This is a genomic window from Deltaproteobacteria bacterium (assembly GCA_016874775.1).
Taxonomy (GTDB): Bacteria; Desulfobacterota; Binatia; order Bin18; family Bin18; genus VGTJ01.
Window position 1 is genome coordinate 1 of the sequence record VGTJ01000100.1, and the last position, 22539, is coordinate 22539.

The following is a 22539-nucleotide window of genomic DNA, read 5'->3' on the forward strand; positions in this document are numbered from 1 at the left end:
TCCTTCCTGCCCCAGCGGACCTTCCTGGGAGGAGAACCTATGGGGTGCGTGACGGGCCTGCACGCCGGATCGCTCCGAAGCTTTTCGGGTCGCACGGCCAGCGGCCGTGGTTTCAGCTAGGAATGAGTGGCCTTATTCTCCATCCATCGCTTTCTTCTTGCGTACGCGTTTCTCCTCTGATCGAGATCCTCGCCGCGCGAGTTTTTCAGTCAACAACCATTGCGCCTGTCCAATCCCTCGGAGGCTCCGTTGTTCTTCTGCAGAGAACAGCGGCTCATTTTCACGGAGAGTGATGACATCCAAGGCTCGGGTCAATGAAGCCTCGCTCAGCTCCAACAACGGGAGCAGCTAAGCAGACACCTCCTCAAGTGGGGCCTCTAGCAAGCAGTTCTGTAGGAGAGAGAGGGCTTCTGCTAAATTGTACGACTTGGCTTTTGCTTCGCGAACTCTTTGCGCTTTCAGGGCTTCTCGCTCTCTTGTGTCTGACAACAGCGCAGCCCCTTCAGTAAAAAAGGTAAAGCCAAGTTGGACTTCATTCCAGGGTTTGGCGATCTTCCGTATCACGTCAATATTCCTCAAATGTTATGGTGAACGTACACTCATCATCAGGATGAGTGCATCAAAAAGCGCAGCAGGCGACAGACGCGAAGACTTAAAAGTCACGTCCATCTCTGCCGCTTGACGAAACAGCCGGTGCAGGTCAGCCACAGAAAATAGCCGGCATTGGCTGAGCATGGCACGCAGCCGCATCCCACGTAACCCCGTCGTACGTTCAATCTGGATTTCCGGGGCACCACTAGTAAGCAATTCCTTGACACGCCATAGGCGGCGAAAATGACCAACGAGAGCCTGCAGGACTGGCAGCGCTTCACGTTCATCAACTAACACTTGCCGTAACAACGCGAGCGCCTTTTGTCGATCTCGTCGACCCAATGCGTCGGCAAGATCAAAGACAGTCGAGGTTGGCAGCTGTCCAACACAGGCAGTCACAGCGTCAACATCAATATCCGTCTTCGGCATGACGAAAGCGATCAGCTTATCGATCTCGTTCGCCAGGGCAAACAGATCTGTGCCGACCAAGTCAGCCAGAAGTGTCGCCGCCTCTTCCGTGAGGCTTACTTTACGTTCTCGTGCAAACCGCTGTGCCCATATTGGCACCTGGTTCGCAAAGGGAGGGCGGAACTCCGCGACAAAGCCAACTTTCGCGCAACGCTCGAAGAATTTCTGCGCGACGTCAACTCGTCCCTGTGCACACACGACCAGCGGCTGGCTGGCATCACGCAACTCTGCTTCTCGTTCTAAACATTCACGGTCCGCAGCCTTGAGACCTTCAGCCCGCTTCAGTATCACCAAGCTCGCGGGCGCGAATAATGAAGGCGTTCCCCACGTCTCAAGCACCCGATCAAGCGAGTCCTCACCCACAAAGAACGTCTGCGCAGTCATGCCTTTGCCGACGCGACGACGCACTCGTTCTACCGCTTGCTCAATCAGGTACGGCTCCTCTCCATGAAAGAGATACAACGGCGCAGATTGAGCCTTGTCTAGCTGCGCGAGTACCTCTTCTGGTCGAGGAAAGCTGGTTAACGTTCTCTTTTCCGCCATCGCCGCAATCGTATAGCGCGTCCCTGCGGTAAACAAGAGTAAGGAATCCAACACTGTTTGTAGATTCGCACCTACAGATCGATCACATTGACCAATGAAGTCCAGGCAGTTACTACAGGTGCAGCAACAAAGGATGGAGTAATGTCTATGCGGTTTCGCATTGGTCAGGGTACAGACATTCACCGGCTTGTCGAAGGACGCAAACTGATTCTCGCGGGGGTGGAGATCCCGTGGGAGAAAGGCCTCTTGGGCCACTCCGATGCCGACGTGGTTTGCCACGCGGTAAGTAACGCGTTGTTAGGTGCGATTGGTGAAGGCGACATCGGTCGCCACTTCCCGGACTCTGATCAGCGCTACAAAGGCGTGTCGAGCATAGAGCTGTTGCGAGTGGTCATGGGATTGGTGAAAGAGAAAGGATTTTGCGTCGGGAATGCTGATCTTACGGTTCTCGCCGAACGCCCGAAGTTAGGCCCGTATCGTGAGCAAATGCGCACAAATCTCGCAGAAGTCCTGGAGGTGAGTCCAGACGCCGTCAATATAAAAGCAACAACTGGTGAGAAAATGGGGTTTGTCGGACGAGAAGAAGGAATGATGGCAGAGGCGGTCGTGTTGCTGGAGTCAACAAAATAAAAAGGGCGTCATGTCGACGCCCTCGTTCGGATTGAAGCAAAATTACCTTCTGCTACGACGATAACACCGACCGAGGTCAATCAGCCCAAGCCCAAGGAGGGTGATGGCAACCTTGCCGTTATAAAAAATCGACAACAGCGCCGCACAACAAACTCTTACTCGTCGCTCATCCCTCCATCCCCGAACCCACCACCTCCGCCCATCCCACCATCATCATCGGGCATTTTTCCTGATTCCATATCATCAACCATCTGGTCAAACTCTTCACCAGAAAAATCCTCACCCAGTTCTTTGCCCATTTTACGCATCCACCGCGCCATGCTCTTTGGATCATTCTCATCGACTCCAGAAAGGGCACTCGGATCTGCCAGCGCATCGAGACGAGCTTCCTCAGATTTCACCATGGCAAAGCGTGACATCAAACGGGACAACTTCTTGCTGCCGCAACGGTCGCACTCGGGTTCAACTTTTTCACTCACTCGGAGTGTTAGCACGGACATCCGTTTGTTACATTTCTCACAACGATATTCGTAGATTGGCATGGGTTCTCTCCAGCAATACTCAACAATCATCTGGAACCGAAAATATCATGGACCACGCACCACGGAATATATGGCGCATACTGCGTGTTACGTAATAGAAAAAAGCATTCGATAATCTCGTTCATGACGAAATGCCAGTTGCTCTGGCGTCAGACTAGTCTCGTCATCTGGGCCAAGATCTCCGATCATACATTTCACCGCCCCGCCTCCTTTACGCAGAAACTCAGACACGTCGATGGTGACAGGCTCGACACCGCGCTCTCGTATTTGCCTCTGTAACGTTTCACTTATTCCTGCCGGCATAAACAAGAAGTGGATGTCGTTCTGCGTCAAGGTAAACGAGTTCGCCGCATACAAGGCCGCATCCTCTGCACGTAAAGGAATCAAGTCTTCTTTCAGCAGTGTTCGTAACCGCTCCACCGACGCTGGTCTTAACGCCTCAATATAGGCCAACAGCAACCGCCTTTGGGGACCAAACGCACAGAGAGTGGTGTCACCATGATAATAGGCTTCATCACTCAGTTCGAGCGGCACGACTTCTTTGTTCGCCGCAATCTGCTGCAATTCTGCCAACGCACCAATTTCCGAGCGGAAACCGTACACCCGCTCATACGGCGGGATCCCCCAGCGTAAACGAAATCGTTGCGCTTCCACTCGTCCGTAGGTAAACACATAACGATCGCCCACGGGAAAGAAGTCGGCCTCACCCTCAAAGCGGGTCCGCAGGTGTGCCGTACGAAACCCACAGCGAGTGAGGAATTGCGCGTAGATGGGCTGCTCACCAGCACGACTGGGTAACAAGTTCGCCAGAGAGAAGGTTTTGTGCTGAAGAGGCGTTGCAGCATCAAGCGGATAGAGCACGCCAGCATTGGCAGGATACACTAGCCCAGGCCACTGCGAATCTGGTGGAACAACAAGAACACGGACATGGTAGCGGCAGAGCAGTTGCGCAAATGCGTGCCATTGTTCAATCGCCTTGGCGCGATCAACCGTTTTTCGTCGCCCCCACGCCGTACGTGTATGTGGATTCGCGCCACCCCGAATCGAGAAGTACGTTGGATCTCCCATAAGGACGACACGCGAGAATGGCATAGGACTATTTACGACAATAAGTAATCGGGATGAATAGTCAATGAAAAATTAAAAATGCAAAATGAAGAATTGAACACAGCGTTGGATCGTAGCGTGTACTCTACTTCCCATTTTTCATTCTTCATTTTTCATTTTATACAAACGGTACCGCCCCTACCTCCATCCCCTCTTTCAAGTTCAGCGTTTTCAGCAGTACAGCTGGACAAAACAACACCGAGGCCTCAGGCTGTGCGGTTACTCGCGCGGCATTGAACCCTTTGCTCCCTTCCCACCCAATCAAAAGTTCTTGACCAGCCTCTGCTTCATGACCAGAACGGTCTGTGACTAAGCGATAGCGACGAAATTGTTTCACTAATAGGAGGTCGTCGATTTTCGCGCCGTAATACGGACCACCGTCAAATGGATCGACATGACGCAGAAAACGTAAGCCAATCTTCTCGAGCAAATGCGCTGCCCCCTGGCTGGAAGCCCCGACCCGTCCGATCTGCTCTTGCACTTCTACCGGCAACATACAAGTATAAATCGGAATGGGCGGAAATAGTGCTTCGATAAACTCTTTGTCCTTCGTACTCAGTTTGTCAGCCGCACGAAAGTTGAGGCCTGTCACACGCTTGCCGTAGCATTCCCAGAACAAGCTCTCTTTGTCTTCGGTGAGTGGAGGCATCATTTCGGCGATGACTTCATCCTCGAAACGCTCGGGATGCATCGCGATATAGAGGAAACGAAGGAAGGAGAGCTGTTTACCAATCTTGGCCGGATGCTGACGATAGGCCGGGTCGACAATCAATCCTCCCACTTCTGTCGGTCCATCGATATTGCGGCGAAGAGTAAGATAGGTATGGCGAAACAGGGTCTTGAGCGTTTTCGAGTAGCGCTGATCGTTCGCCATTTCCAGATAATAGTGCGGCGAGCCTGGAGTACCATGCTTGGCAATGATCATCGCTGTCCCGGCAATTTTTCGTGTCGCAACTTCCTGCAACACAAAAAGATACATTCCCGCTTGTCGCGTCTTGAGCTTTCCACGGAACGACTGCTGTGATTGCTGGATCAGTGTCGTCAATGTCTTTTTCTCGGTTGGCAGGTTGATCGAATCCAGCATCTGCGCCAGCCTGAGAATGGCAGTAGCGTCAGTCGGCGTAGCCTCGCGCAGGAGGAACGAGGGCGACGAAACCGCAGCTGCCGGCGTTTCTGGCGTGGCAACCGACACCGCACTCGAACTACGTGAGAGACGCCCGTTAGTAAGGGTCATGGCTCGTTCCTCAGTTACCCATCACTCGTTGTAGACTGAAGCGCAGGATATCGAACCCCTCATTCAGTTCACTTTCGGTGAGCGTTCCACCGGGCAAAAACATACGTATGCGATACGGACCTTCGCCAACGCCAGCGTAATAGAGAATCAAGCCGTTGCGATAACATTCCTGGAGGAACGCTTTGATACCTTCGTGTGAGGCGGTCGCCGGTTCAAAAGCCCACATCGCCCCGACTCCACTCACCGCTCGGAGGCAGCCTGGAAGCTCTCTCTGCAGGCGAGCCAATCCTTCCTGCGTGTGCTGCTCAAGTTTAGCGATCTTGCCTTCAGGACCAAGATAATTTTCAGTGACAAGTTTCTCAACAATGCGACGACCGACCGCCATACCAACCGTGGACCCAGCAAAGGTCCCGGAGATCAAGCCTGGATCAGGTTGGTATTCTTTGCGAAACAACATCGCGCTGTTTTGGAGTAACTTACCAACCGTAACGACATCTACATATTCCGCGAGGTCAAGGCGTTGGAACGCAAACAACTCACCAGTGCGGCCAAAAGTTTGAATTTCATCGACCCACACGGCAGCACCACGCTCTTTGAGGAGTTCCATGAGCGGCACGAAAAATTCACGCGGTGCCGTACGGAACCCGGACTCGCCCTGCACCAACTCAAAGATACCCGCCGCAATCACGCCGGGATGCTGGTCGAGAATCGTTCGCAGTGCGGTCACCGTCTCTTGGGTGCTGTGAGGATTCTCGGCATCGTAGAATGGCAAATAGAAAACGCGCTCACGTGAAGGCTGACCTTTACGATAATCCGGACGGTCAGTAATCTCTGCCATGGTCGTCGTTCGCCCATGAAAACAACGATGAAAGGCAATCACTGCGTGTGCAGGTTGGTGATGATAGCGAATGAGCTTGAGCGCATTTTCATTTGCCTCTGCACCGGGCAGCGAAAGCCAACCGTTGGTAAGGTGCGGTCCAGCGTGCGACAGCAACATTTCCAACAGATCACCGTATTCGGCATTGGCTTGCAAATTGCCTTGCATCACCACGTCACTGGCAGCAGCAGTGAGTGCCGCTCTCACCAGGTCGGGGTTACTATGTCCGAAGAAATGTACACCAATACCGATGGCAAAATCGAGCAACCAGCGGCCATCAGCAGTGCGCACCTTGGCCCCACGGCCTATACCTGAACCAATGTACGGAAAGAACAACGGGCGCCCACGCAATTGCGCCACACGCTGCAGTTCCTGTGCATAGCCATCTGGCATCACGCGGGTATCGGCTTGCAGGTCAGTGAGAGCCTCAAGGATAAAGTCCAGGCCTTGTTGGAACTTCGGGTGAGATTGCAAAAGAGACATACGAAACTCCGTTCGGAGTGCAAAGTACGGAGTCTAAGGCGGAGGGGCGCGCCTCGCGCACAAGCCGAGGAAAGCGGACTCCGAACTTTCTAACTCTGATCTAATCAGGTTATTTTAACGGTTTGGTCGAGAACCCTTTTTCGTTATACGACAACAAGACTCGTTTGCCGTTGACCGCGGTCTCAAGAATCACTTCGTGTCTCCACAAGCGGTGAAGATACGCCAGTGTTCGCTCAGCATATTCGAGCTGCAAATCACGCCCATCGTGGTAGTGCTTCGTGTAGAGCGTTCGATTATGGTTGTGGTCAGCATCTTCGATCTTGATGACCGGAATGCTCCCCAGCCCAACACTCTTGAGCAGGGTTTCTTTGACTTCTCGCCAGCTGTCCTTGTCGGATACTTTCGAGATGACCAGTTCTTCACCACGAGGCTCATACTGGAACATATCCATCTCGCGCATCAGTTCTTCAGTCAGAAACCGGCGGAGAAACGAGATGTCGCGGTCTACTTCACGAGCTTCAAAGATCGCCTGAGTACCGGTCTTGGTCGGCTTACCATATTTTTCGATTTCTTCGCGTGTCGGTTCATCATGCCGCCGTTTAATATCATCCCACAGCTTCAATCCCAGATGATACGGATTGATGCCCCGTGGATGAGGTCGTACGACCTGATTGTGACGCACGAGAAATTCGAGGTGCAATTCCTGGGGCAGGTTAAGGCTATTGAGGATTTCGCGATGCCAATAGCTTGCCCATCCCTCGTTCATGATCTTGGTTTCAATTTGCGGAAGGAAATACTGCTCCCGTTCATGCACGATCGTCAGCAGATCTTTCTCCCATTCACTCAGGTAGGGGTTATGATCGCGAATGAACAACAATAGATCCTCTTCCGGAGAGAGCGGGACTTTCTGCAGATCTGGCGGCGCGTATTCCTGTCGTTTGTGAATGCGCTGGAACGGGTCAGGGGTCGGTTGCGCATCTGCGAACAGTTGTCGCCGCTCTTCTTCACGCGACAACTTCTTGATCGCCAGATTACGCCGGCATTGGAACGCCAAGGCATGTGCGGAGTCCAAAATCGACTCGATCTTCTCCACACCGATCGACGGGTCTTCCGCATAGCTGCGCACGCGGCCGGCATGAATCTTAAACATGTTGAGGGTCAACTCTGCACGTGTACTCTTAAATGTGAAGTTACTACAGAAGAAATCATTGTGCCCATACACGTGTGCAATCGTGAGCACTTGTAGACACAAGGAGTTATCGCGCATTAAATAGGCGAGCGCCGGGCTGGAGTTAATGACCATTTCGTACGGCAGCCCGGACACCCCATAGTCGTACATAGTTTTGAGCTTCTCGTAGCTTTTGCCGTACGACCAATGCGGATAATGCGACGGCATGCCTGAGTAGGCCATGTAGCCGAGCATTTGAAAGTGATCACAGATTTCAAATTCTTGCGGATAGCACGTCAGGCCAAACTCCCCGACCTTTTCGCGAATCCGTTCATCCCAATATTCGAGATCTTTCACATCCCAGTCTGCCATAACAACCTCAGTAACGAGCCACTGTAAGCGCTGAGGACTGAATGGAAAAAGCAACTCGCGGTTACTCAATCCCCAGGGTTCAGCCCGTGTGCTCTATGCTCAGTCCTCAGTCCGTTTCTATGCACTTGCTGAGACAGTTGCCTCTTTTGGTTTCTCGCGCGCAAGGAACGCCTTAAAGCTCGGCCAAATATCTTCTTTCCGTTCGATCAGAACGGTCTGGAAGTTGTCGGCTTCTAACCGGCGGAAGATATTGAGCATCGAACTTTCATAGTAGCGTGACCCTAACGGCTTGATCTCGCCGTAGCCAAAGAGGTTACACATGTCACACAACTGTTTCGCCGCTTTGAGTGCGGTTGGATTATCAGATTCAAAATTGTCACCATCTGAGCAGTGGAATGCATACACGTTCCACACCGATGGATGATACCGTTCCTGGATGATCTCAAGGGCTTTGTTGTACCCAGAGGAAATGAAGGTTCCACCGGATTCCCCCTTGTGGAAGAATTCTTCCTCCGTCACTTCACGGCCTTCCGTATGATGGGCAACAAACACCAATTCAACGTTACGATATTTGGTTGACACAAACTGATAGAGCAGAAAGAAGAAGCTGCGAGCGAGATACTTCTTCATCGTGTCCATCGAACCGGACGTGTCCATGATGCACACGACGACAGCATTTGATTCAGGACGAATATCCGTCACTAAATGCCGGTAGGTCATATCATCCTGATGAAATGGGAACCGATCCTCCTCATCCCATTCTTCAATACCTTCGCGTCGCTGAACCGCCAGGCGTCGTTTGATCCGCGCGACAGCAGTCCGTTTCTTATCAAGACGAATTCGGATACCTGCGCGTCGATAGCCTTTGCGTTTACTCAAACGTTCGGACATGACTTCACGCAAAATTTTGCGCTCCATATCCGGAAGTTCGAGGTCCTCGAACATAATCTCGACCAACTCTTCGAGGGTGACATCGGTTTCATAATAATCGACACCAGCCTGGTCACCAGCTTTTTCATCGCCCTGACCCTGGCCTTCCTGTTCACCTCTGCCAACGACTTGACCGGGTTGAGAATTACCATCGCCCTGTCCTACCCCTGGCGTGTTCTCACCGTAAATGAAGCGATACTCCTTCACGCCACGGATCGGCACTTTGATGATCTTGTCTTTGTCTTTCCCGATGATCGACTCTTCGGCCACGAGGTCGGCGATGTTCTCGCGGATAGATTCGCGCACTTTTTGCCGATGGCGCTGACGATCACCGGCACTGCGATCAGAGCGAAGAGAGTCAGAGGACGAATACGGTCGAAAAATTGTTGCCGCTATTGCCATACATTTCCCCTCCTCCGACAACACCCCCCGAGGTTATTAGGGTACGGGCGACACAGTGCAGGGGAAGATGAAAAAGGTTATAGGTTACGGGGACAGGTCGCAGAACGAAGCGAAAAATGCGCTTAACCTGCCTCTTCCCTATAACCTGTTCCCTGTCACCTGTCCCCGATAATTTGTCCCTGTCCCCTGGCGGGGAAGTTGCACGGAGGTTAGTCCTTCCACAAGTTGTTGGCTGCGTACTTTAGTACCACATCCACACAGTACTCGCAGTAGCCGTTCTCAAGAAGATTTTTCACCATCGAGTCATACTTGGAACCTTGCTCCTCGTCGCGGGTGCGAGCCTTAGTGATCACGCGACTGATGTCACGCACCGAACTCATCAGTTTCTTCTCAATCGCTTCCTTGAGCGGCTCGTAGCTTTGATACGATACGCGCTCGTTGCGGCGGAGCGCCGCCCACAGATACGCAATCACTTCTTGACGGAAACCATCCGCCGCAGAACCGATAATGGCAATCTGTTCTTCAACAGATTTGAGGAAACCTTCGTCCGGTTGCAGTTCTTCACGCGTGTTACGATCTTTGACGCGCGTTTTGTTCACATAGGCTTCAGCGTGATCGAGGTAATTCTGGAACAGCGCATCAGCTTGCTCTTGATACGAGTAGACGAACGCTTTGGTGATCTCTTTCTCTAACAGTTCGAGATATTCCTTGTGCAGAGTATCCTGGAGAAATTCGAGGTACATCTTGCGCGTATCGTCAGCGATGTCTTGATCTTTGACCATACTGATCAAGGCTTCACGTACGTTGATCGGGTTGATGCAACGACCAGACTCCGACAACGCATTGTCGAGCGACTTCATGATGAACCGCGTCGAAATCCCACTGAGCCCTTCCCGTTTGGTTTCTTCGCGCAACTCGTTCACGTTGATCTTCTTCGTACGCCCTTTTTCGATCACCTCTTCACCATTGTAGAGGCGCAGCTTGGTCATGAGATCACACTTTGGTGTTGGCTCAAGCCGCGACAGTACGGCAAACATCGACGCCATTTCCAACGTGTGTGGCGCGACGTGCGCACGGAAGTCGGAGTTACGCAAGATCTTCTGGTAAATCTTCACTTCTTCTGACAGGCGCAGATTGTATGGCACCTTCACCACGACGATACGATCGAGAATCGCTTCATTGGTATGATCGGCTTTGAACTTTTGCCATTCAGCTTCGTTCGAGTGCGCCACAATGACAGAATCCACATAGATCGTGCCGTGACGGCCAGGGGCAGGAACGAACTTTTCCTGCGTCGCGGTAATCATGGCATGAAGGTATTCAGTCTCGTTCTTAAAGACTTCGATAAACTCAACCATGCCACGGTTGCCGACGTTGAACGCGCCGTTCAACTCCAACACGCGCGGATCCCCTTCAGAATACTTGTCGAGCTTGGAAATATCTTCCGAACCGATCAACACTGACGTGTCCTGGTTGTTCGGGTCAACCGGCGGAACCACACCAATACCTTTACGGTTGCGCTTCGAGAACGATACAGTCACCACCGGGAATTCTTCGTAGCGTGCACCAAATTCTTCCTTCAGCCGGAAGCGGCACGTAGGACACAAGTCGCCTTCAATGTGGACCCCGAGCATTTTCTCAAATTCTTTGCGCAAGTGGCGCGGAATGAGATGCAATGGCTCCTCGAACATCGGACAACCCTCGATGGCGTAAACCGGATCGACCGACTCTAAACCCCGTTGCAAGCGTTCAACCAAGGAACTTTTGCCCGAGCCCACTGGTCCCATGAAGTACAGCACCTGGCGGCTTTCTTCCCCTTTCAGCGAAGCTGAGTGAAAGTAACGAACAATCTGGGAAATTGTCCGCTCAATGCCAAAGAATTCGTCTTTGAAAAAGTTGAATACCTTGAGAGACTCATCCTTATAGAGGCGTTTCACCCGTGGATCGTCAGACTGGGTAATGTCATAGGCTCCTGTGGCCATCAACATGTCATAGAAGCGGCTATGGGCGAGTTTCGTCATTCCCGGGTCTTCCTTGACTTTGTCAAGGTAATCGAGCAAAGTCCCCCGCCACGCCTTGCTCTCCCGGTTGGCACGGTCTTCTTTGATGAGTTTCTCGAATGCCTGTCGCCCTGTCTCCATGCGTCACTCCTTTGCGTGCGCACCAACCCTTTACCGTGGGTGCACACACGTTACGGTAGAAAAAAAGTGATAATCAAAGTCTGCCATCCACCACCACAAATGAATATCGGCAGTACACCCTAACACTATAATAGCACAATGAAATAGACGTGAAGATATAAGGGCTGTTCAATTTTCTGCAATGGGAAATAGTTATGGCAGGAGTGGTCCCAACGGGAATCGAACCCGTGCTACCGACGTGAGAGGCCGGCGTCCTAACCGCTAGACGATGGGACCAACAAGAAGCATGGCTAAACTGAGGTGGTAGGACTCGAACCTACAATCGCCTGATCCAGAGTCAGGTGGCTTACCAATTAGCCGACACCTCAGCAGCGTTTCCGACCATAAAAAAGCAGAACCGGGAAGTCAAGCGCTGCAACGAAAAGGCAACGGTGAAAAGTCTAGATTCAAGGAAATAAAGCTTGAAGACTGAATGGGAGAGAGGGTGAACGGGAGAGCTGACGACCACCCCATCATAAGAGTGATTTCTCGAAATGAAAATCCTATTCCCTTGTGTCGATCCTCCCGGATTGCGCATCGCTCCATCCGGGCTATTTAGGCGAATCTTTTCCGCAAATCGCCGTAGTAGTCGCCCATTCGCCCACTCGCCCGTTCGCCCCTTCATTTTCAGGGTGCCAACGTCCGTGCATGTTCCAGGCGTGCCAGGCTGCGTTCACGACCAAGCACCACCATCACCTCAAAAATACCAGGGCTTGCGGTAACACCGGTGAGGGCGACACGTACCGGTTGCGCGACTTGCCCTAGTCCTTTTAGTTGTTCTTCGTGGACCAGTTGTGTGAACACGTCTTCGAGTGTTTGCTCATTCCAAGCAGACAGAGCATTCAACTTCCCGTGCAGTTTTTCCAATAGCGAGGAAGTTTCAGTGGTCAAGAATTTACTGACCGCTTTCGCATCGAACGTCGGCTTGTCAGTAAGATAAAAACGCGCTTGGTCAGCGAGATCGACTAAGGTCTTCGCTCGTGGTTGCAAGGTTGCCACCGCTTTGGCTAGCCAGGCATCGTCACTCGGTATAGACAATTGCTTCTGCGCTAAGAACGGTTTCACTTCTTGTGCGACTTGTGTCGCAGCATGTTCTTTCAAGTAGTGCGCATTGAGCCACTGCAGTTTTTCTGCATTAAAAATACCAGGTGATTTGCCAACATCATCCAGGCGAAATTTTTCAATCAACTCGGCATGAGAGAAGATCTCCTGGTCACCAGAAGCCCAACCGAGGCGTGCGAGAAAATTCACTAAGGCATCGGGCAGGTATCCCTGCTCTCGGTAGGCACGCACGGCAGTGGCCCCATGACGTTTACTGAGAGGCGCACGGTCACTGCCTAAAATGAGCGGCAAATGCGCAAAGCGAGGCAATTCAGCACCAAGTGCTTGGAACAACAGAATTTGCCGTGGCGTATTCGTGAGATGGTCATCACCACGCACGATGTGAGTAATGCGCAAATCGGCATCATCAACGACCGAACAGAAATTGTAGACCGGCGTCCAGTCTGAGCGAACGATAATCAAATCATCGAGTTCATGGTTTTGAAAACTGATGCGTCCCTTAATAACATCATCAACGATAGTCTCACCTTCTTTTGGTCCTTTGAAACGCAACGCAAACGGACGTGTATCGCCGGGCTGCGGTTTGAGATCACGACAAGTGCCGTCGTACGCAGGCTTGGCACCAATTGCCATTGCCGCTTTTCGTTTGGCTTCAACCTCTTCTGCCGTGCAATAGCAGCGATAGGCTTTGCCTTCGCGCACGAGCCGCTCTGCAGCGTCTTGGTAGAGGCTATACCGTTGGGTCTGAAAATAGGGACCTTCATCCCAGGACAACCCTAGCCAACCCATCGCCTCCATGATCTCATCGAGATATTCCTGAGTGGAGCGTTGGCGGTCAGTGTCATCGATACGCAAAATAAAAGTGCCGTGCTGCTGCCTGGCATAGAGATAAGCAAACAACGCCGTGCGGGCACCACCAATATGCAAATACCCTGTTGGGCTTGGAGCAAAACGCGAACGAACAGTAGTCATGGCGCAACGCTAACAGTGAATCCAGAGAACGTCTAGACGTAATAGACATTCTTAATCTCGTCGTGTATGTTCTCCCGACCTCAATGAGCCGCTAGCTCAGGAGGTAGAGCATCTGCCTTTTAAGTAGAGGGTCCCGGGTTCGAGTCCCGGGCGGCTCATCTCATTGTGAATTTTGGATTTTCGATTGCGGATATGGAAAACGAAAATTTCAGTGATTCCACAATTTGCATTCCACAATCCACAATTCTTACGTCCCCGTCGTCTAGTTCGGCCTAGGACACCAGCCTTTCACGTTGGCGACACGGGTTCAAATCCCGTCGGGGACGTTTCCCTCCCTAATAGCGAATCGGCGCAGAAGCATCGATACCTCAGATCGTCGAAATCGGGACGGCACATTGCTTGTTGCGGTAGATCTCATGAAAAAACTATCGCGCTTGGGAACATCCATAGAGAAGAGTCGTTGCCTGGCCCACATCTTCCCCGATAGTGAAGCATTTGGCAGGCAGTTCGCCAGAGCCGCACATCTCCACTGGAAGCCCGCCGAGCGACATACCTTCCCAGATGGCGAAACGTTGATTCGTGTAGCTACACCTCCGGGACGCCACGCTGTGCTCGTGCGGTCTTTGCATGAGCCCAACAGCAAAGTGCTCGAAATTCTGTTTGCTGCCGATGCGCTGCGCCGGGCTGGAGCACGAACAGTGACATTAGTTGCTCCGTACTTGCCGTATATGCGTCAGGATACGGTCTTCGCCCCTGGGGAACCTATCTCACAATATGTCCTTGGCGAATGCCTCCACCACGCCTTTGATCGCGTGTTCACCATCGAAGCCCATTTGCATCGCACCATGCATCTGAGTGATGTCATCTCACCTCGCGCGAAATCCTTGCCAGCAGCTCCAGCAATCGCACGTTGGGTACGGCAAACTGGCGAGAACGCGTTGCTCGTCGGTCCTGATGAAGAGTCCGAACCATGGATACGATCTATCGCTCAGGCCGCAGGCTGTTCCTGGGTCGTCGGACAAAAACAGCGGCTTGGTGACCATCGCGTTGCGGTACGCTTCCCATCGTTACCTGTAGGCAAGCGCGCCGTTATCGTTGACGATATTGCAAGCAGTGGAGGAACCCTCAGTGCAGCGACCCGAGCGTTACGCAAGGCAAGTATACCAACTATCGATGCCGTCGTTGTCCACGCCATCTTCGCTCCTGGCGCACAGGCACGGATCGCGCGAGCTGGTGTTCGCCGACTCGTCTCCTGCGACACGATTCCTCATCCAACGAACGCGATTCCTGTCGCTCCACTGATAGCAAAGGCAAAAGCGTTTCAGGTATAGGAGCCGTGAGATCCATTGAGGAAGGACGACTACGATATGTTTCGAGTGAAATATCTCCGCATCGACACGTTACGCGAACATGTGATCTTCATCCATGAATCCGCAGTACGCACTGGCAATCTCGGATTTAATCCCCTCGATCGTGTTCGCGTATTTGGCACTCACGACGTGACCAGTCGTCCTCGTGAGGTCATTGGGATACTCAACTTCTGCCGTGATTCCTTGATTGCCACTGACGAAATCGGCTTGTCTGAAGATGCCTATCGTGACTTAGGACTTGCCGAAGGCAGTGAGGTCAACGCGACGATTGCCCCAGCACCTCGTAGTGTCGACCTTGTTCGTGCCAAATTGCAGGGCCAACGACTTGATCGCGCTGGTTTCGATGCCATCCTCACTGATGTTGTCCAACACCGATATTCAAAAGTCGAACTCTCGATGTTCGTACTGGCATGTGCCTTGAAAACCCTCGACCTTGAAGAACTCGTAGACTACACCCAAGCGATGATCGCCGCAGGGGCTCGACTCGACTTCGGCAATGGTCCTATTGCAGATAAGCATTGCGTGGGTGGCATTCCTGGCAATCGGACGACCATGATTGTCGTTCCTATCCTCGCCTCTCTTGGTGTGATCGTGCCAAAGACCTCTTCTCGTGCAATCACCAGTCCAGCGGGGACAGCAGATACGATGGGCACCTTAGCAAACGTCGCTCTACCTCCACAACGGCTCAAAGAGGTCGTCAAGAAAACCGGAGCCTGTATTGCGTGGGGAGGCGCGCTCGAACTGGCGCCAGCGGACGATATTCTCATCACCGTTGAACGTCCAATGGAAATCGATACCGAAGCGCAAATGGTGGCGTCAATTTTAGCCAAGAAGAAAACCGCTGGTGCGACACACGTGTTGATTGATATTCCGGTAGGAACGACAGCCAAGGTCCGCTCTGTCTCAGCGGCAGAGCAACTGGGGAATCTCTTCCAAGCCGTCGCTCGTCAGATTGATCTGCGCGTCGAAGTGGTTGTGACCGAAGCTCGCGGACCGATCGGCTGGGGCATTGGCCCACGACTCGAAGCGATGGATGTGCTCGCTGTGCTCAATGGTGAGCCGAACGCTCCCTTGGATCTGCGCGAGAAGTCACTCTATCTTGCCGCACGGATCCTTGAGAGTATGGCAGTCGTGACACCCAATAGCGGCTATCGTACCGCCCAGCAGGCCCTGGGCTCCGGCGCAGCAGCACAGGCCTTCGATCGTATCCGACGAGAACAAGGACTGCGAGACATGCCTGTCGAAGCACCCTATCGCCAAGTCATCCCCGCTTTCGCTGACGGACGTATTCGCGAAATCGATTGCTGGGAAATCGCCCGCGTTGCCAAACGAGCAGGAGCGCCAGCGAATATCTCTGCCGGCGTGCGTTTATGAAAAACTGTCGGTGATGTAGTCTCACGGGGTGAACCACTCTTTGAAGTTCATGCCCAGAGCGAAGCCCAGCTCGAATTTGGCCGGGCATATGCTGAAGCGCATCCAGAGATGGTACGGTTCGGGTTTTAGCTGTAGGTGCCCGCTACCAGCCTCAGCTGTGTATCGAAGAGAGGCATTCCTGCGATGCACGAACCACCGACTGGGCTCATGATAGGTCTCTGAGAGACCCTTACACTTCGTGCAAGGTAACAACTCCGGCGAGCCTATCGGTTGCGTCTGACTTGGCCGTACATCCTCGTAGCCCGCCCCCTCGCCGTTACCATTCTTGCGAAAATCTGCTCGCATTTTTCGCATTTCTGCGAAACCCCTTGGCTTCTCCAAAGACATTCGCCCTGGCTCCACTGGCATGCGATGTGCTGATCTCGCGCAAGGAGGCTGTGTATGTCGCACGTACAGATTCGTGCCTGGATGACCAGCACGCCGCCGATGATTGGTCCAAAGGAGAGCGTTCGGCACGCGTGGAGCTTGTTACAGAACACGCCAACGGCGGAACTGCTGGTAGTCGATAACGGGAAACTAGTAGGAATGCTGAACGAACGAGATATTTGGCGTCATTGTCCAACAAGCACTCTCATGATGGACGAGCAAAGGGTCAACGAACTGCTTGATCAATTTCGCGTTGCGGCAATGATGGCGCTTCATCCTCCGGTGATTGCCCCTGACGCCGAATTGTCAGAGGCTGCACGGCTTTTTGCGGAATCTGGCCGGTCGGGCCTCGTCGTGGTGGAAGACGGAGTCTCCATTGGATTCCTCACCGAAGCGAACTTCATGCAAGCTGCTGGTTTGCTGCTCAGTAGCGATGGAAAGCATAAAACAGGGAGTGAAGAGTAAGTAAAAGGCGGATACCGATTATGGCAAAGAAAGAAACCTGGTTGCCGCTTCCATTCCAACTTTCACAAGAAGTCGACCGACTCTTTGACGAACTTATCCATCGCCCCTGGGGATCCCGGCAGCGACAACCCCCCGAGGAGTGGAATCCTGAACTTGACCTCTATGAGACTGAGGAGGCGTTTATTCTGGAAGTCGATCTCCCGGGTGTCAAAGAGAAGGATGTCTCGGTTCATATCGATCACGGCGATCTCGTGCTGACAGGCCGTCGTGTGTGTGAGCGTGTGACTGACCAGAGCAACTACCATCGTCATGAACGACGCGAGGGGCAATTTATCCGTCGGCTGCAGCTGCCCATGTCAGTTGTTCCGGACAAAATCCAGGCAGTGTTTCACGAAGGGGTCTTACGCGTAACCTTACCCAAGTACAGAGAGGAGAGCAGGCGATGACACAACTACACGCTGATAGTGTAAAGAAAGTAATACAGACACGGCTACTGGGGTCGGTCGTGCATTACTGGGATGAGGTGGATTCCACCAATGCGGCATTAGTACGCATGCTCAGGACCGGGGCAGAGGAAGGGACTGTTGTCATCGCTGACCGGCAAACGGCCGGACGCGGACGGGTCGGGAAACCGTGGTTTTCACCACCAGGGGTGAATCTGTATCTGTCTGTCCTCATGAAACCAGCGATTCCGATCGCCGATGCTCACTTTTATACCTTGATCGGCTCGCTAGCGATTGTAGATGCGTTAGCAAACTATGATGTTTCAGCCCAGGTCAAATGGCCAAATGACGTCATCCTGAAGGACAAGAAAATCGCTGGAGTCTTGTCAGAGATACAAATTGCCAATGGTCACCTTGACTCTCTCATTCTCGGGGTCGGAATAAATGTCAATATCAGCCGCAACGACATGAACCAGCAATACAGCGACGCAGCCAGTGGTGCCACGTCGCTCATTGAGGTCCTCGGACGCCCAGTAGATCGCAACGTGCTGGCAGCACGAATACTTGAAAACCTTGAACGTCGGCATTTTCAGTTTCTTGCCCACGGGAAACAGTCCGTGGTTGCTGAGTGGCGAAGCTGCTCTTTCCTTGGTCGCCGGGTGAGCATCAACGAGGGAGGAATTCAGGTTGAAGGCATCGCCATCAATCTCGATGATGAAGGTTGTCTGGTGGTAACCTTGGATGATGGGTCGACCGCACACGTTCGGGAGGGGGAAGTGCTGCTAGCGTGAGACACAGGAATTTCTTATTTTTCGGAATTCTGTTGCTCTACAATTCTCATTTTTGCGAATTTGCTTTCATTCTTGTCAGGCTCCGGCGCTGTCTCGTACCACGACCCCTATTCCATCACGTACCACATCACTCGGGTAAACAATGACTTGATCTCCTGACGTGAGGCCGTGTTCGACCAGTGCTTCAAGGCCGTTTCGTTTGCTCGTGTGAATCGGTCGTATGCGGGCACGGCCATTGACCACCACGAACACCGCCCAGCCATCACCATCACGAAACAACGCGCCGGTAGGCACTTTCACCGCTTCTTCCTGGCTGAACACGACGATGCGTGCATCCACACGATACCCATCACCGACGTGTTGCCATTGCTCAGCTGCTGACACAATATCGATCACGACATTCACACGTTGTTCTTCCACTCCGAGTGCAGAGATTTTCGTAAACCCTGACGGCTCAACCACGCGCACTCGCCCTTCCACAGCCACGCTCCCACCCCAACGGTCGAACCACACTTGGGCCCCAGGTTGAATCTGTACCGCATCGGTTGTCAGTACATCCACAATCACTTCGAGGTCGGATGGATCAGCCAGCTCCAGGAGCGGTGTGCCCACGGTCACCACTCCTTCATTCTCTTGGATCACCCGCAGAACTCGTCCTAACACTGGCGAGCGAATCTCCCACTGCTGGGCCTGCTCTGGTGACGCCTTCGACCGACCGAGGCGTGACACCGCCGCGCGCGCCATCTCAACTTCATGCGTGGCCGCATCAAGGGCAAAGGTTGCTGCCGCGAGGTCCTTGGTTGCGAGTTTCACTGCCAGTTCGTCGCGTTCACGGTGGGCCGGTGTTGTTATGCCGCCGTCTGCCAGTGTTTTGGTACGCTGATAATCGGCCTTCGCCTGGGTCAGCGATGCCTGCGCACGTTCAACCGCAGCTTGCGCTTGTTGTTTGGTCGCTTGGACGGCACCGAGCCGTTCTCGCAACTCACGCTCAGTGCGAGCATCTAACAAGACCGGGTCCTTGGGGTGAATCACAGCCAGCGTCATATCGCGCTCGACTGGATCACCAGCTTTCAGGCGGATGCGTTCCAATCTCCCCTCAAGCGGTGCGGCAACCGTGAAGCGCTCACGGACTCTCGTCTTCCCATCCTCTTCGATGCTGTATTCAAACTTTCCCGCTACGACACGCGCGGTATCGACAGGCACCGGTTGTGGTCGCAACGCAAGAACGAGGAACACCAGCATCGCACCACTTATGCTCACCCACCGTATGATTGACCACCAACGTCTAGTCATTCCCTCGCCTTTAGCACACTCACTAAGTCCAAATGATCAATACGATGACGCACGATCAGGGCACTTATGACACCGGCGACCAGCATGATGAAAGCTGAGATGGCATAGCTTCGGACGCCAATCACCGGTGGAATGCGGAATAGTTCAGTTTGATGGCGCTCCGCTAGAGCCACAACCGTCCAATAACCAAGCCACAGACCAAGCGGAATTGAGGCCACGAGTTCAATTGCCAGTTCATAGAGCAAGATGGCGGAGACCTCGGCCCGGGTAAAGCCGAGCACCCGCAAGCTAGCCAATTCCCAAGTCCGCTCAGCCAATGCCACACGTGCATTGTTGTACACCACACCCACCGCAATCGCGACTGCGAACACCATCATGATGCCGGTAAACACCAAGATGAAGGTCATCGTCGTTTCAGTGAAGCTCTTGAGTGCCGCAGCTTTGATGCTCACCGTGGCGACTTTGGGAAGTTGCTTGAGCTGAGCATACAATGCCTCAGCTGCACGTTGCTCGAAGGAAATTGACACCGCCGACACCACGTCACTTTCAGACAGCAAACGATTCAAGGTTTCAGTCTGCATGTATGCTGACATTCCCACCATGTCGTTTACTAGCTGCGACACAACCACGTCACGACGTACTCGCGTGCCTTCCAACACTTCAATGGTTACCACATCCCCCGGCTGCACCCCTAACCGCTCTCCTAAGCGATCTGTTAACAGCAGACTGTCGGGGGGAATCGTTACGGCTTGCAGTTGCACATCAAGCAATCTGCGGAGGAGAGCCTGTTCTGGGAGCCCTAACACTGCGGTCCGGTAGGTGCGCGGCCCAGCCCGCAAACGGACTGGCACGACACGAAATCCTTCAGCATACAAGACACCTGGCATGCGCGCGATTTCACGGCGAGCCCGTTGGGTCACTGGTTCAGTAAAAGCCACAGTCGCATCGCCACGTTCGATGGCTGAAAATTGTACGGTCATCATGTACTCGAGAGCATCTTGCCAGAACAACGCCAGCACCAGCAGCGGTGCAGAGAGAGCAATCCCCACAGTTGTTAGCAGGCTACGCCACGGGCGGCGAACCATATTACGCAACACCATGCGTGAGACTGGTGTCAATCTTCGCACCACCCACCATTCTTCAAAGCGGGTACGGCGATACTGGGGTGGTGCGGGAGGTCGCATCGCTTCCGCAGGAGCAAGCTGCACTACGGTCCGAACCGCCGAAGCCGCAGCCAATATCGCTGACATCAAGCTTACACCAACAGCCAGCAGTGGAACCCATAGCTGAAGGCGGAACGCCAGCACCGGAAAGTGGAAAAATCGGACATAGTACGCCGCCATCAGGTGCCCTAACCACGCCCCCACAGTAATGCCCACAAGCGCCCCGAGAACGACAATGAGGCAGACGAACTTGAAGTAGTGATAGCCAATAGTGCGGTTCTCATACCCAAGGGCTTTGAGGGCAGCGATCTGTTCGCGTTGCGTCGCAACAATACGCGTGAGGACCACGTGCAGAAGAAATGCCGCGACAAGCAGAAAAATCGGCGGCATCGTCGTAGCCATCACCTCTTGTTGATAGATCTCGTCACTGACGAAACGATGCGACATCTGCTGCGCACGCCCATACGCCCCAAGGCCACCGTAGCGGTCAAGCAATCGATCCAGTGCGTCGATCACAGTCTGTTCTGAGCCGCGCGGAGCCAACGTGAGAATCACGTCATTAAAAGCCCCTTCCATGTTAAATGCCGAAGCCAACATTTCATGGTCCACCCACATCACACCGAATTGTCGATCATCGGGTAGCGCTTCACCTCCACGCATCGCAAAGATGTACTCGGCTGACAGGACAAGGCCCACGATCTGCAGCGTTTCTCTTCGACCATTGATGATGGCCGCAATGGTCTCACCTGGGCCGAGGGTATTCGCGGTGGCAAACGCCTCGTTGACCAGGACTTCCTTCGTATGCCCAGCCTCAATGAATCGCCCACGGCGGAGATGAAGACGATTCAAGAACGGCTGGCCTTGCGCTGGGACACCAATCATACGCCCTACGGCTGGTGCAGAAAGTCTTGGGACATCAAGGGTCACATCGTAGACCAGGCGCGTTTCGACCTCAGCGACCCCAGGAATGGCACGTATTTGTTGTATCAGAGCGGTCGGCGCTCGTTTCATACGGGCGTAGACATGTGCAAAGCGAGCACTCGCATAATAGCTTTGCTGCGACCATTGCAGGGAGTCGTAGGTGGTCAACGCGGCAACGAAGACGGCAACGCCGCAGGCGATGACAATGGCAATAGTGATCACTTGCCCTTTGAGATGACTCAGGTCACGCAACAGCTTACGATCGAGTACTTTCACCACCGTAACTCCTGTGGTGTCAGTTTCTGTGCATTCTTTTCCACCTCGACGATCAAGCCGTCAGCCAAACGTAGGACACGATCCGCCATACCAGCGATCGCGGCATTATGTGTGATGACAATGGCGGTGGTTTGCAGTTCTTGATTAATCCGGGCAATTGCCTCAAGCACCACGACCCCGGTCTGGTAATCGAGCGCTCCGGTTGGCTCATCACACAGCAATTCATCGGGCCGTTTGGCAATGGCACGGGCGATAGCGACGCGTTGTTGCTCACCGCCGGAAAGTTGCGAGGGAAAATGATCAAGACGATGGCTCAGACCGACCAGCCGCAACGCCTCCTCGGGCAACATCGGCTGGTCAACCAGGTCGGTTACCAACGCCACATTTTCACGCACGGTGAGGCTGGGAATCAGATTGTAAAACTGAAAGACGAAGCCGACGTGTTCCCGGCGATAC

General features: G+C 53.2%; 20 protein-coding genes, 4 tRNA genes and 1 pseudogene. 9 read left to right on the forward strand and 16 right to left on the reverse strand.

Translation table 11 applies throughout. From position 1 onward, the window contains the following. Nucleotides 1–132: 132 nt before the first annotated feature. Genes FJ147_16855 through holA form a run of 3 tightly spaced genes read right to left on the reverse strand, consistent with a single transcriptional unit; the run spans nucleotide 133 to nucleotide 1656 of the window. Entirely contained in the window at nucleotides 133–315 is a 183-nt protein-coding gene (locus FJ147_16855; protein MBM4257553.1) for a hypothetical protein, read from the reverse strand. A 33-nt stretch (nucleotides 316–348) separates the two neighbouring features. After that, entirely contained in the window at nucleotides 349–564 is a 216-nt protein-coding gene (locus tag FJ147_16860) for a hypothetical protein (GenBank protein MBM4257554.1), read from the reverse strand. An 18-nt stretch (nucleotides 565–582) separates the two neighbouring features. Continuing rightward, entirely contained in the window at nucleotides 583–1656 is a 1074-nt protein-coding gene (holA, locus tag FJ147_16865) for a DNA polymerase III subunit delta (GenBank protein ID MBM4257555.1), read from the reverse strand. A 93-nt stretch (nucleotides 1657–1749) separates the two neighbouring features. Here holA and FJ147_16870 point away from each other — a divergent pair, with 93 nt between their 5' ends. Continuing rightward, nucleotides 1750–2232, forward strand: coding sequence for a 2-C-methyl-D-erythritol 2,4-cyclodiphosphate synthase (locus FJ147_16870; protein ID MBM4257556.1), 483 nt, complete (start codon nucleotides 1750–1752; stop codon nucleotides 2230–2232). A gap of 155 nt (nucleotides 2233–2387) precedes the next feature. Here FJ147_16870 and FJ147_16875 read toward each other — a convergent pair whose 3' ends face one another. From FJ147_16875 to gltX, 10 genes are all read right to left on the reverse strand, one after another. After that, the gene (locus FJ147_16875; protein ID MBM4257557.1) at nucleotides 2388–2774 is read right to left on the reverse strand and encodes a zinc ribbon domain-containing protein; all 387 of its coding nucleotides are present in this window, start codon (nucleotides 2772–2774) and stop codon (nucleotides 2388–2390) included. Nucleotides 2775–2861: 87 nt separating this feature from the next. Then, a complete protein-coding gene (locus FJ147_16880; protein MBM4257558.1) occupies nucleotides 2862–3866 on the reverse strand; it encodes a hypothetical protein in 1005 nt (334 codons plus the stop codon). Nucleotides 3867–3999: 133 nt separating this feature from the next. Next, entirely contained in the window at nucleotides 4000–5115 is a 1116-nt protein-coding gene (locus FJ147_16885; protein MBM4257559.1) for an arginine N-succinyltransferase, read from the reverse strand. Nucleotides 5116–5125: 10 nt separating this feature from the next. Beyond that, on the reverse strand, nucleotides 5126–6475 hold the full coding sequence (locus FJ147_16890) for an aminotransferase class III-fold pyridoxal phosphate-dependent enzyme (GenBank protein MBM4257560.1): 1350 nt from the start codon (nucleotides 6473–6475) through the stop codon (nucleotides 5126–5128). Nucleotides 6476–6584: 109 nt separating this feature from the next. Next, a complete protein-coding gene (locus FJ147_16895) occupies nucleotides 6585–8015 on the reverse strand; it encodes a SpoVR family protein (protein ID MBM4257561.1) in 1431 nt (476 codons plus the stop codon). Between the two features lie 117 nt (nucleotides 8016–8132). After that, nucleotides 8133–9347: a sporulation protein YhbH gene (yhbH, locus tag FJ147_16900; GenBank protein MBM4257562.1), complete on the reverse strand. Its 1215-nt coding sequence runs from the start codon at nucleotides 9345–9347 to the stop codon at nucleotides 8133–8135. Nucleotides 9348–9556: 209 nt separating this feature from the next. Next, nucleotides 9557–11488 (reverse strand): serine protein kinase, encoded by a 1932-nt coding sequence (locus tag FJ147_16905; GenBank protein ID MBM4257563.1) that lies wholly within the window; start codon nucleotides 11486–11488, stop codon nucleotides 9557–9559. Between the two features lie 204 nt (nucleotides 11489–11692). Then, nucleotides 11693–11764, reverse strand: a tRNA-Glu gene (locus FJ147_16910). A 19-nt stretch (nucleotides 11765–11783) separates the two neighbouring features. Next, a tRNA-Gln gene (locus FJ147_16915) sits at nucleotides 11784–11856 on the reverse strand. A gap of 298 nt (nucleotides 11857–12154) precedes the next feature. Next, complete coding sequence (gltX, locus tag FJ147_16920) at nucleotides 12155–13561, reverse strand: glutamate--tRNA ligase (GenBank protein MBM4257564.1); 1407 nt, start codon at nucleotides 13559–13561, stop codon at nucleotides 12155–12157. Nucleotides 13562–13646: 85 nt separating this feature from the next. Between gltX and FJ147_16925 the strand changes: the two genes are divergently transcribed. The 8 genes and pseudogenes from FJ147_16925 to FJ147_16960 all read left to right on the forward strand — a co-directional run bounded on the left by FJ147_16925 (nucleotide 13647) and on the right by FJ147_16960 (nucleotide 18430). Continuing rightward, nucleotides 13647–13719 (forward strand) — tRNA-Lys (locus FJ147_16925). Nucleotides 13720–13812: 93 nt separating this feature from the next. Next, nucleotides 13813–13887, forward strand: a tRNA-Glu gene (locus FJ147_16930). A gap of 90 nt (nucleotides 13888–13977) precedes the next feature. Continuing rightward, nucleotides 13978–14892: a ribose-phosphate diphosphokinase gene (gene prs / locus FJ147_16935; GenBank protein MBM4257565.1), complete on the forward strand. Its 915-nt coding sequence runs from the start codon at nucleotides 13978–13980 to the stop codon at nucleotides 14890–14892. A 36-nt stretch (nucleotides 14893–14928) separates the two neighbouring features. Further along, nucleotides 14929–16305, forward strand: a complete 1377-nt coding sequence (locus FJ147_16940; GenBank protein ID MBM4257566.1) for a thymidine phosphorylase family protein — start codon at nucleotides 14929–14931, stop codon at nucleotides 16303–16305. A 6-nt stretch (nucleotides 16306–16311) separates the two neighbouring features. Next, nucleotides 16312–16434: pseudogene (locus FJ147_16945) on the forward strand (hypothetical protein). Between the two features lie 312 nt (nucleotides 16435–16746). Beyond that, nucleotides 16747–17196: a CBS domain-containing protein gene (locus tag FJ147_16950; GenBank protein MBM4257567.1), complete on the forward strand. Its 450-nt coding sequence runs from the start codon at nucleotides 16747–16749 to the stop codon at nucleotides 17194–17196. 20 nt (nucleotides 17197–17216) lie between these two features. Then, the gene (locus tag FJ147_16955) at nucleotides 17217–17642 is read left to right on the forward strand and encodes an Hsp20/alpha crystallin family protein (protein MBM4257568.1); all 426 of its coding nucleotides are present in this window, start codon (nucleotides 17217–17219) and stop codon (nucleotides 17640–17642) included. Beyond that, nucleotides 17639–18430: a biotin--[acetyl-CoA-carboxylase] ligase gene (locus tag FJ147_16960; GenBank protein MBM4257569.1), complete on the forward strand. Its 792-nt coding sequence runs from the start codon at nucleotides 17639–17641 to the stop codon at nucleotides 18428–18430. Before FJ147_16955 ends, FJ147_16960 begins: the two co-directional genes overlap by 4 nt. Before the next feature lie 75 nt (nucleotides 18431–18505). Here the strand turns inward: FJ147_16960 and FJ147_16965 are convergent, their stop codons facing one another. The 3 genes from FJ147_16965 to FJ147_16975 all read right to left on the reverse strand — a co-directional run. Beyond that, on the reverse strand, nucleotides 18506–19723 hold the full coding sequence (locus tag FJ147_16965) for an HlyD family efflux transporter periplasmic adaptor subunit (protein ID MBM4257570.1): 1218 nt from the start codon (nucleotides 19721–19723) through the stop codon (nucleotides 18506–18508). Further along, on the reverse strand, nucleotides 19720–22086 hold the full coding sequence (locus FJ147_16970; GenBank protein MBM4257571.1) for an ABC transporter permease: 2367 nt from the start codon (nucleotides 22084–22086) through the stop codon (nucleotides 19720–19722). The genes FJ147_16965 and FJ147_16970 overlap by 4 nt, the downstream gene beginning before the upstream one ends. Further along, on the reverse strand, nucleotides 22080–22539 hold a 460-nt coding region (locus FJ147_16975), incomplete at its 5' end, for an ATP-binding cassette domain-containing protein (GenBank protein MBM4257572.1). The genes FJ147_16975 and FJ147_16970, both read right to left, overlap by 7 nt.

What these genes read in the sequence shown, in the direction of transcription:
- FJ147_16890 (MBM4257560.1), bottom strand. Translation starts at nt 6,475, where the DNA reads ATGTCTCTTTTGCAATCTCACCCGAAGTTCCAACAAGGCCTGGACTTT.
- FJ147_16880 (MBM4257558.1), bottom strand. Translation starts at nt 3,866, where the DNA reads ATGCCATTCTCGCGTGTCGTCCTTATGGGAGATCCAACGTACTTCTCG.
- FJ147_16895 (MBM4257561.1), bottom strand. Translation starts at nt 8,015, where the DNA reads ATGGCAGACTGGGATGTGAAAGATCTCGAATATTGGGATGAACGGATT.
- FJ147_16960 (MBM4257569.1), top strand. Translation starts at nt 17,639, where the DNA reads ATGACACAACTACACGCTGATAGTGTAAAGAAAGTAATACAGACACGG.
- FJ147_16885 (MBM4257559.1), bottom strand. Translation starts at nt 5,115, where the DNA reads ATGACCCTTACTAACGGGCGTCTCTCACGTAGTTCGAGTGCGGTGTCG.
- FJ147_16950 (MBM4257567.1), top strand. Translation starts at nt 16,747, where the DNA reads ATGTCGCACGTACAGATTCGTGCCTGGATGACCAGCACGCCGCCGATG.
- prs (MBM4257565.1), top strand. Translation starts at nt 13,978, where the DNA reads ATGAAAAAACTATCGCGCTTGGGAACATCCATAGAGAAGAGTCGTTGC.
- yhbH (MBM4257562.1), bottom strand. Translation starts at nt 9,347, where the DNA reads ATGGCAATAGCGGCAACAATTTTTCGACCGTATTCGTCCTCTGACTCT.
- FJ147_16905 (MBM4257563.1), bottom strand. Translation starts at nt 11,488, where the DNA reads ATGGAGACAGGGCGACAGGCATTCGAGAAACTCATCAAAGAAGACCGT.
- FJ147_16875 (MBM4257557.1), bottom strand. Translation starts at nt 2,774, where the DNA reads ATGCCAATCTACGAATATCGTTGTGAGAAATGTAACAAACGGATGTCC.
- FJ147_16940 (MBM4257566.1), top strand. Translation starts at nt 14,929, where the DNA reads ATGTTTCGAGTGAAATATCTCCGCATCGACACGTTACGCGAACATGTG.
- FJ147_16955 (MBM4257568.1), top strand. Translation starts at nt 17,217, where the DNA reads ATGGCAAAGAAAGAAACCTGGTTGCCGCTTCCATTCCAACTTTCACAA.
- FJ147_16965 (MBM4257570.1), bottom strand. Translation starts at nt 19,723, where the DNA reads ATGACTAGACGTTGGTGGTCAATCATACGGTGGGTGAGCATAAGTGGT.
- FJ147_16870 (MBM4257556.1), top strand. Translation starts at nt 1,750, where the DNA reads ATGCGGTTTCGCATTGGTCAGGGTACAGACATTCACCGGCTTGTCGAA.
- gltX (MBM4257564.1), bottom strand. Translation starts at nt 13,561, where the DNA reads ATGACTACTGTTCGTTCGCGTTTTGCTCCAAGCCCAACAGGGTATTTG.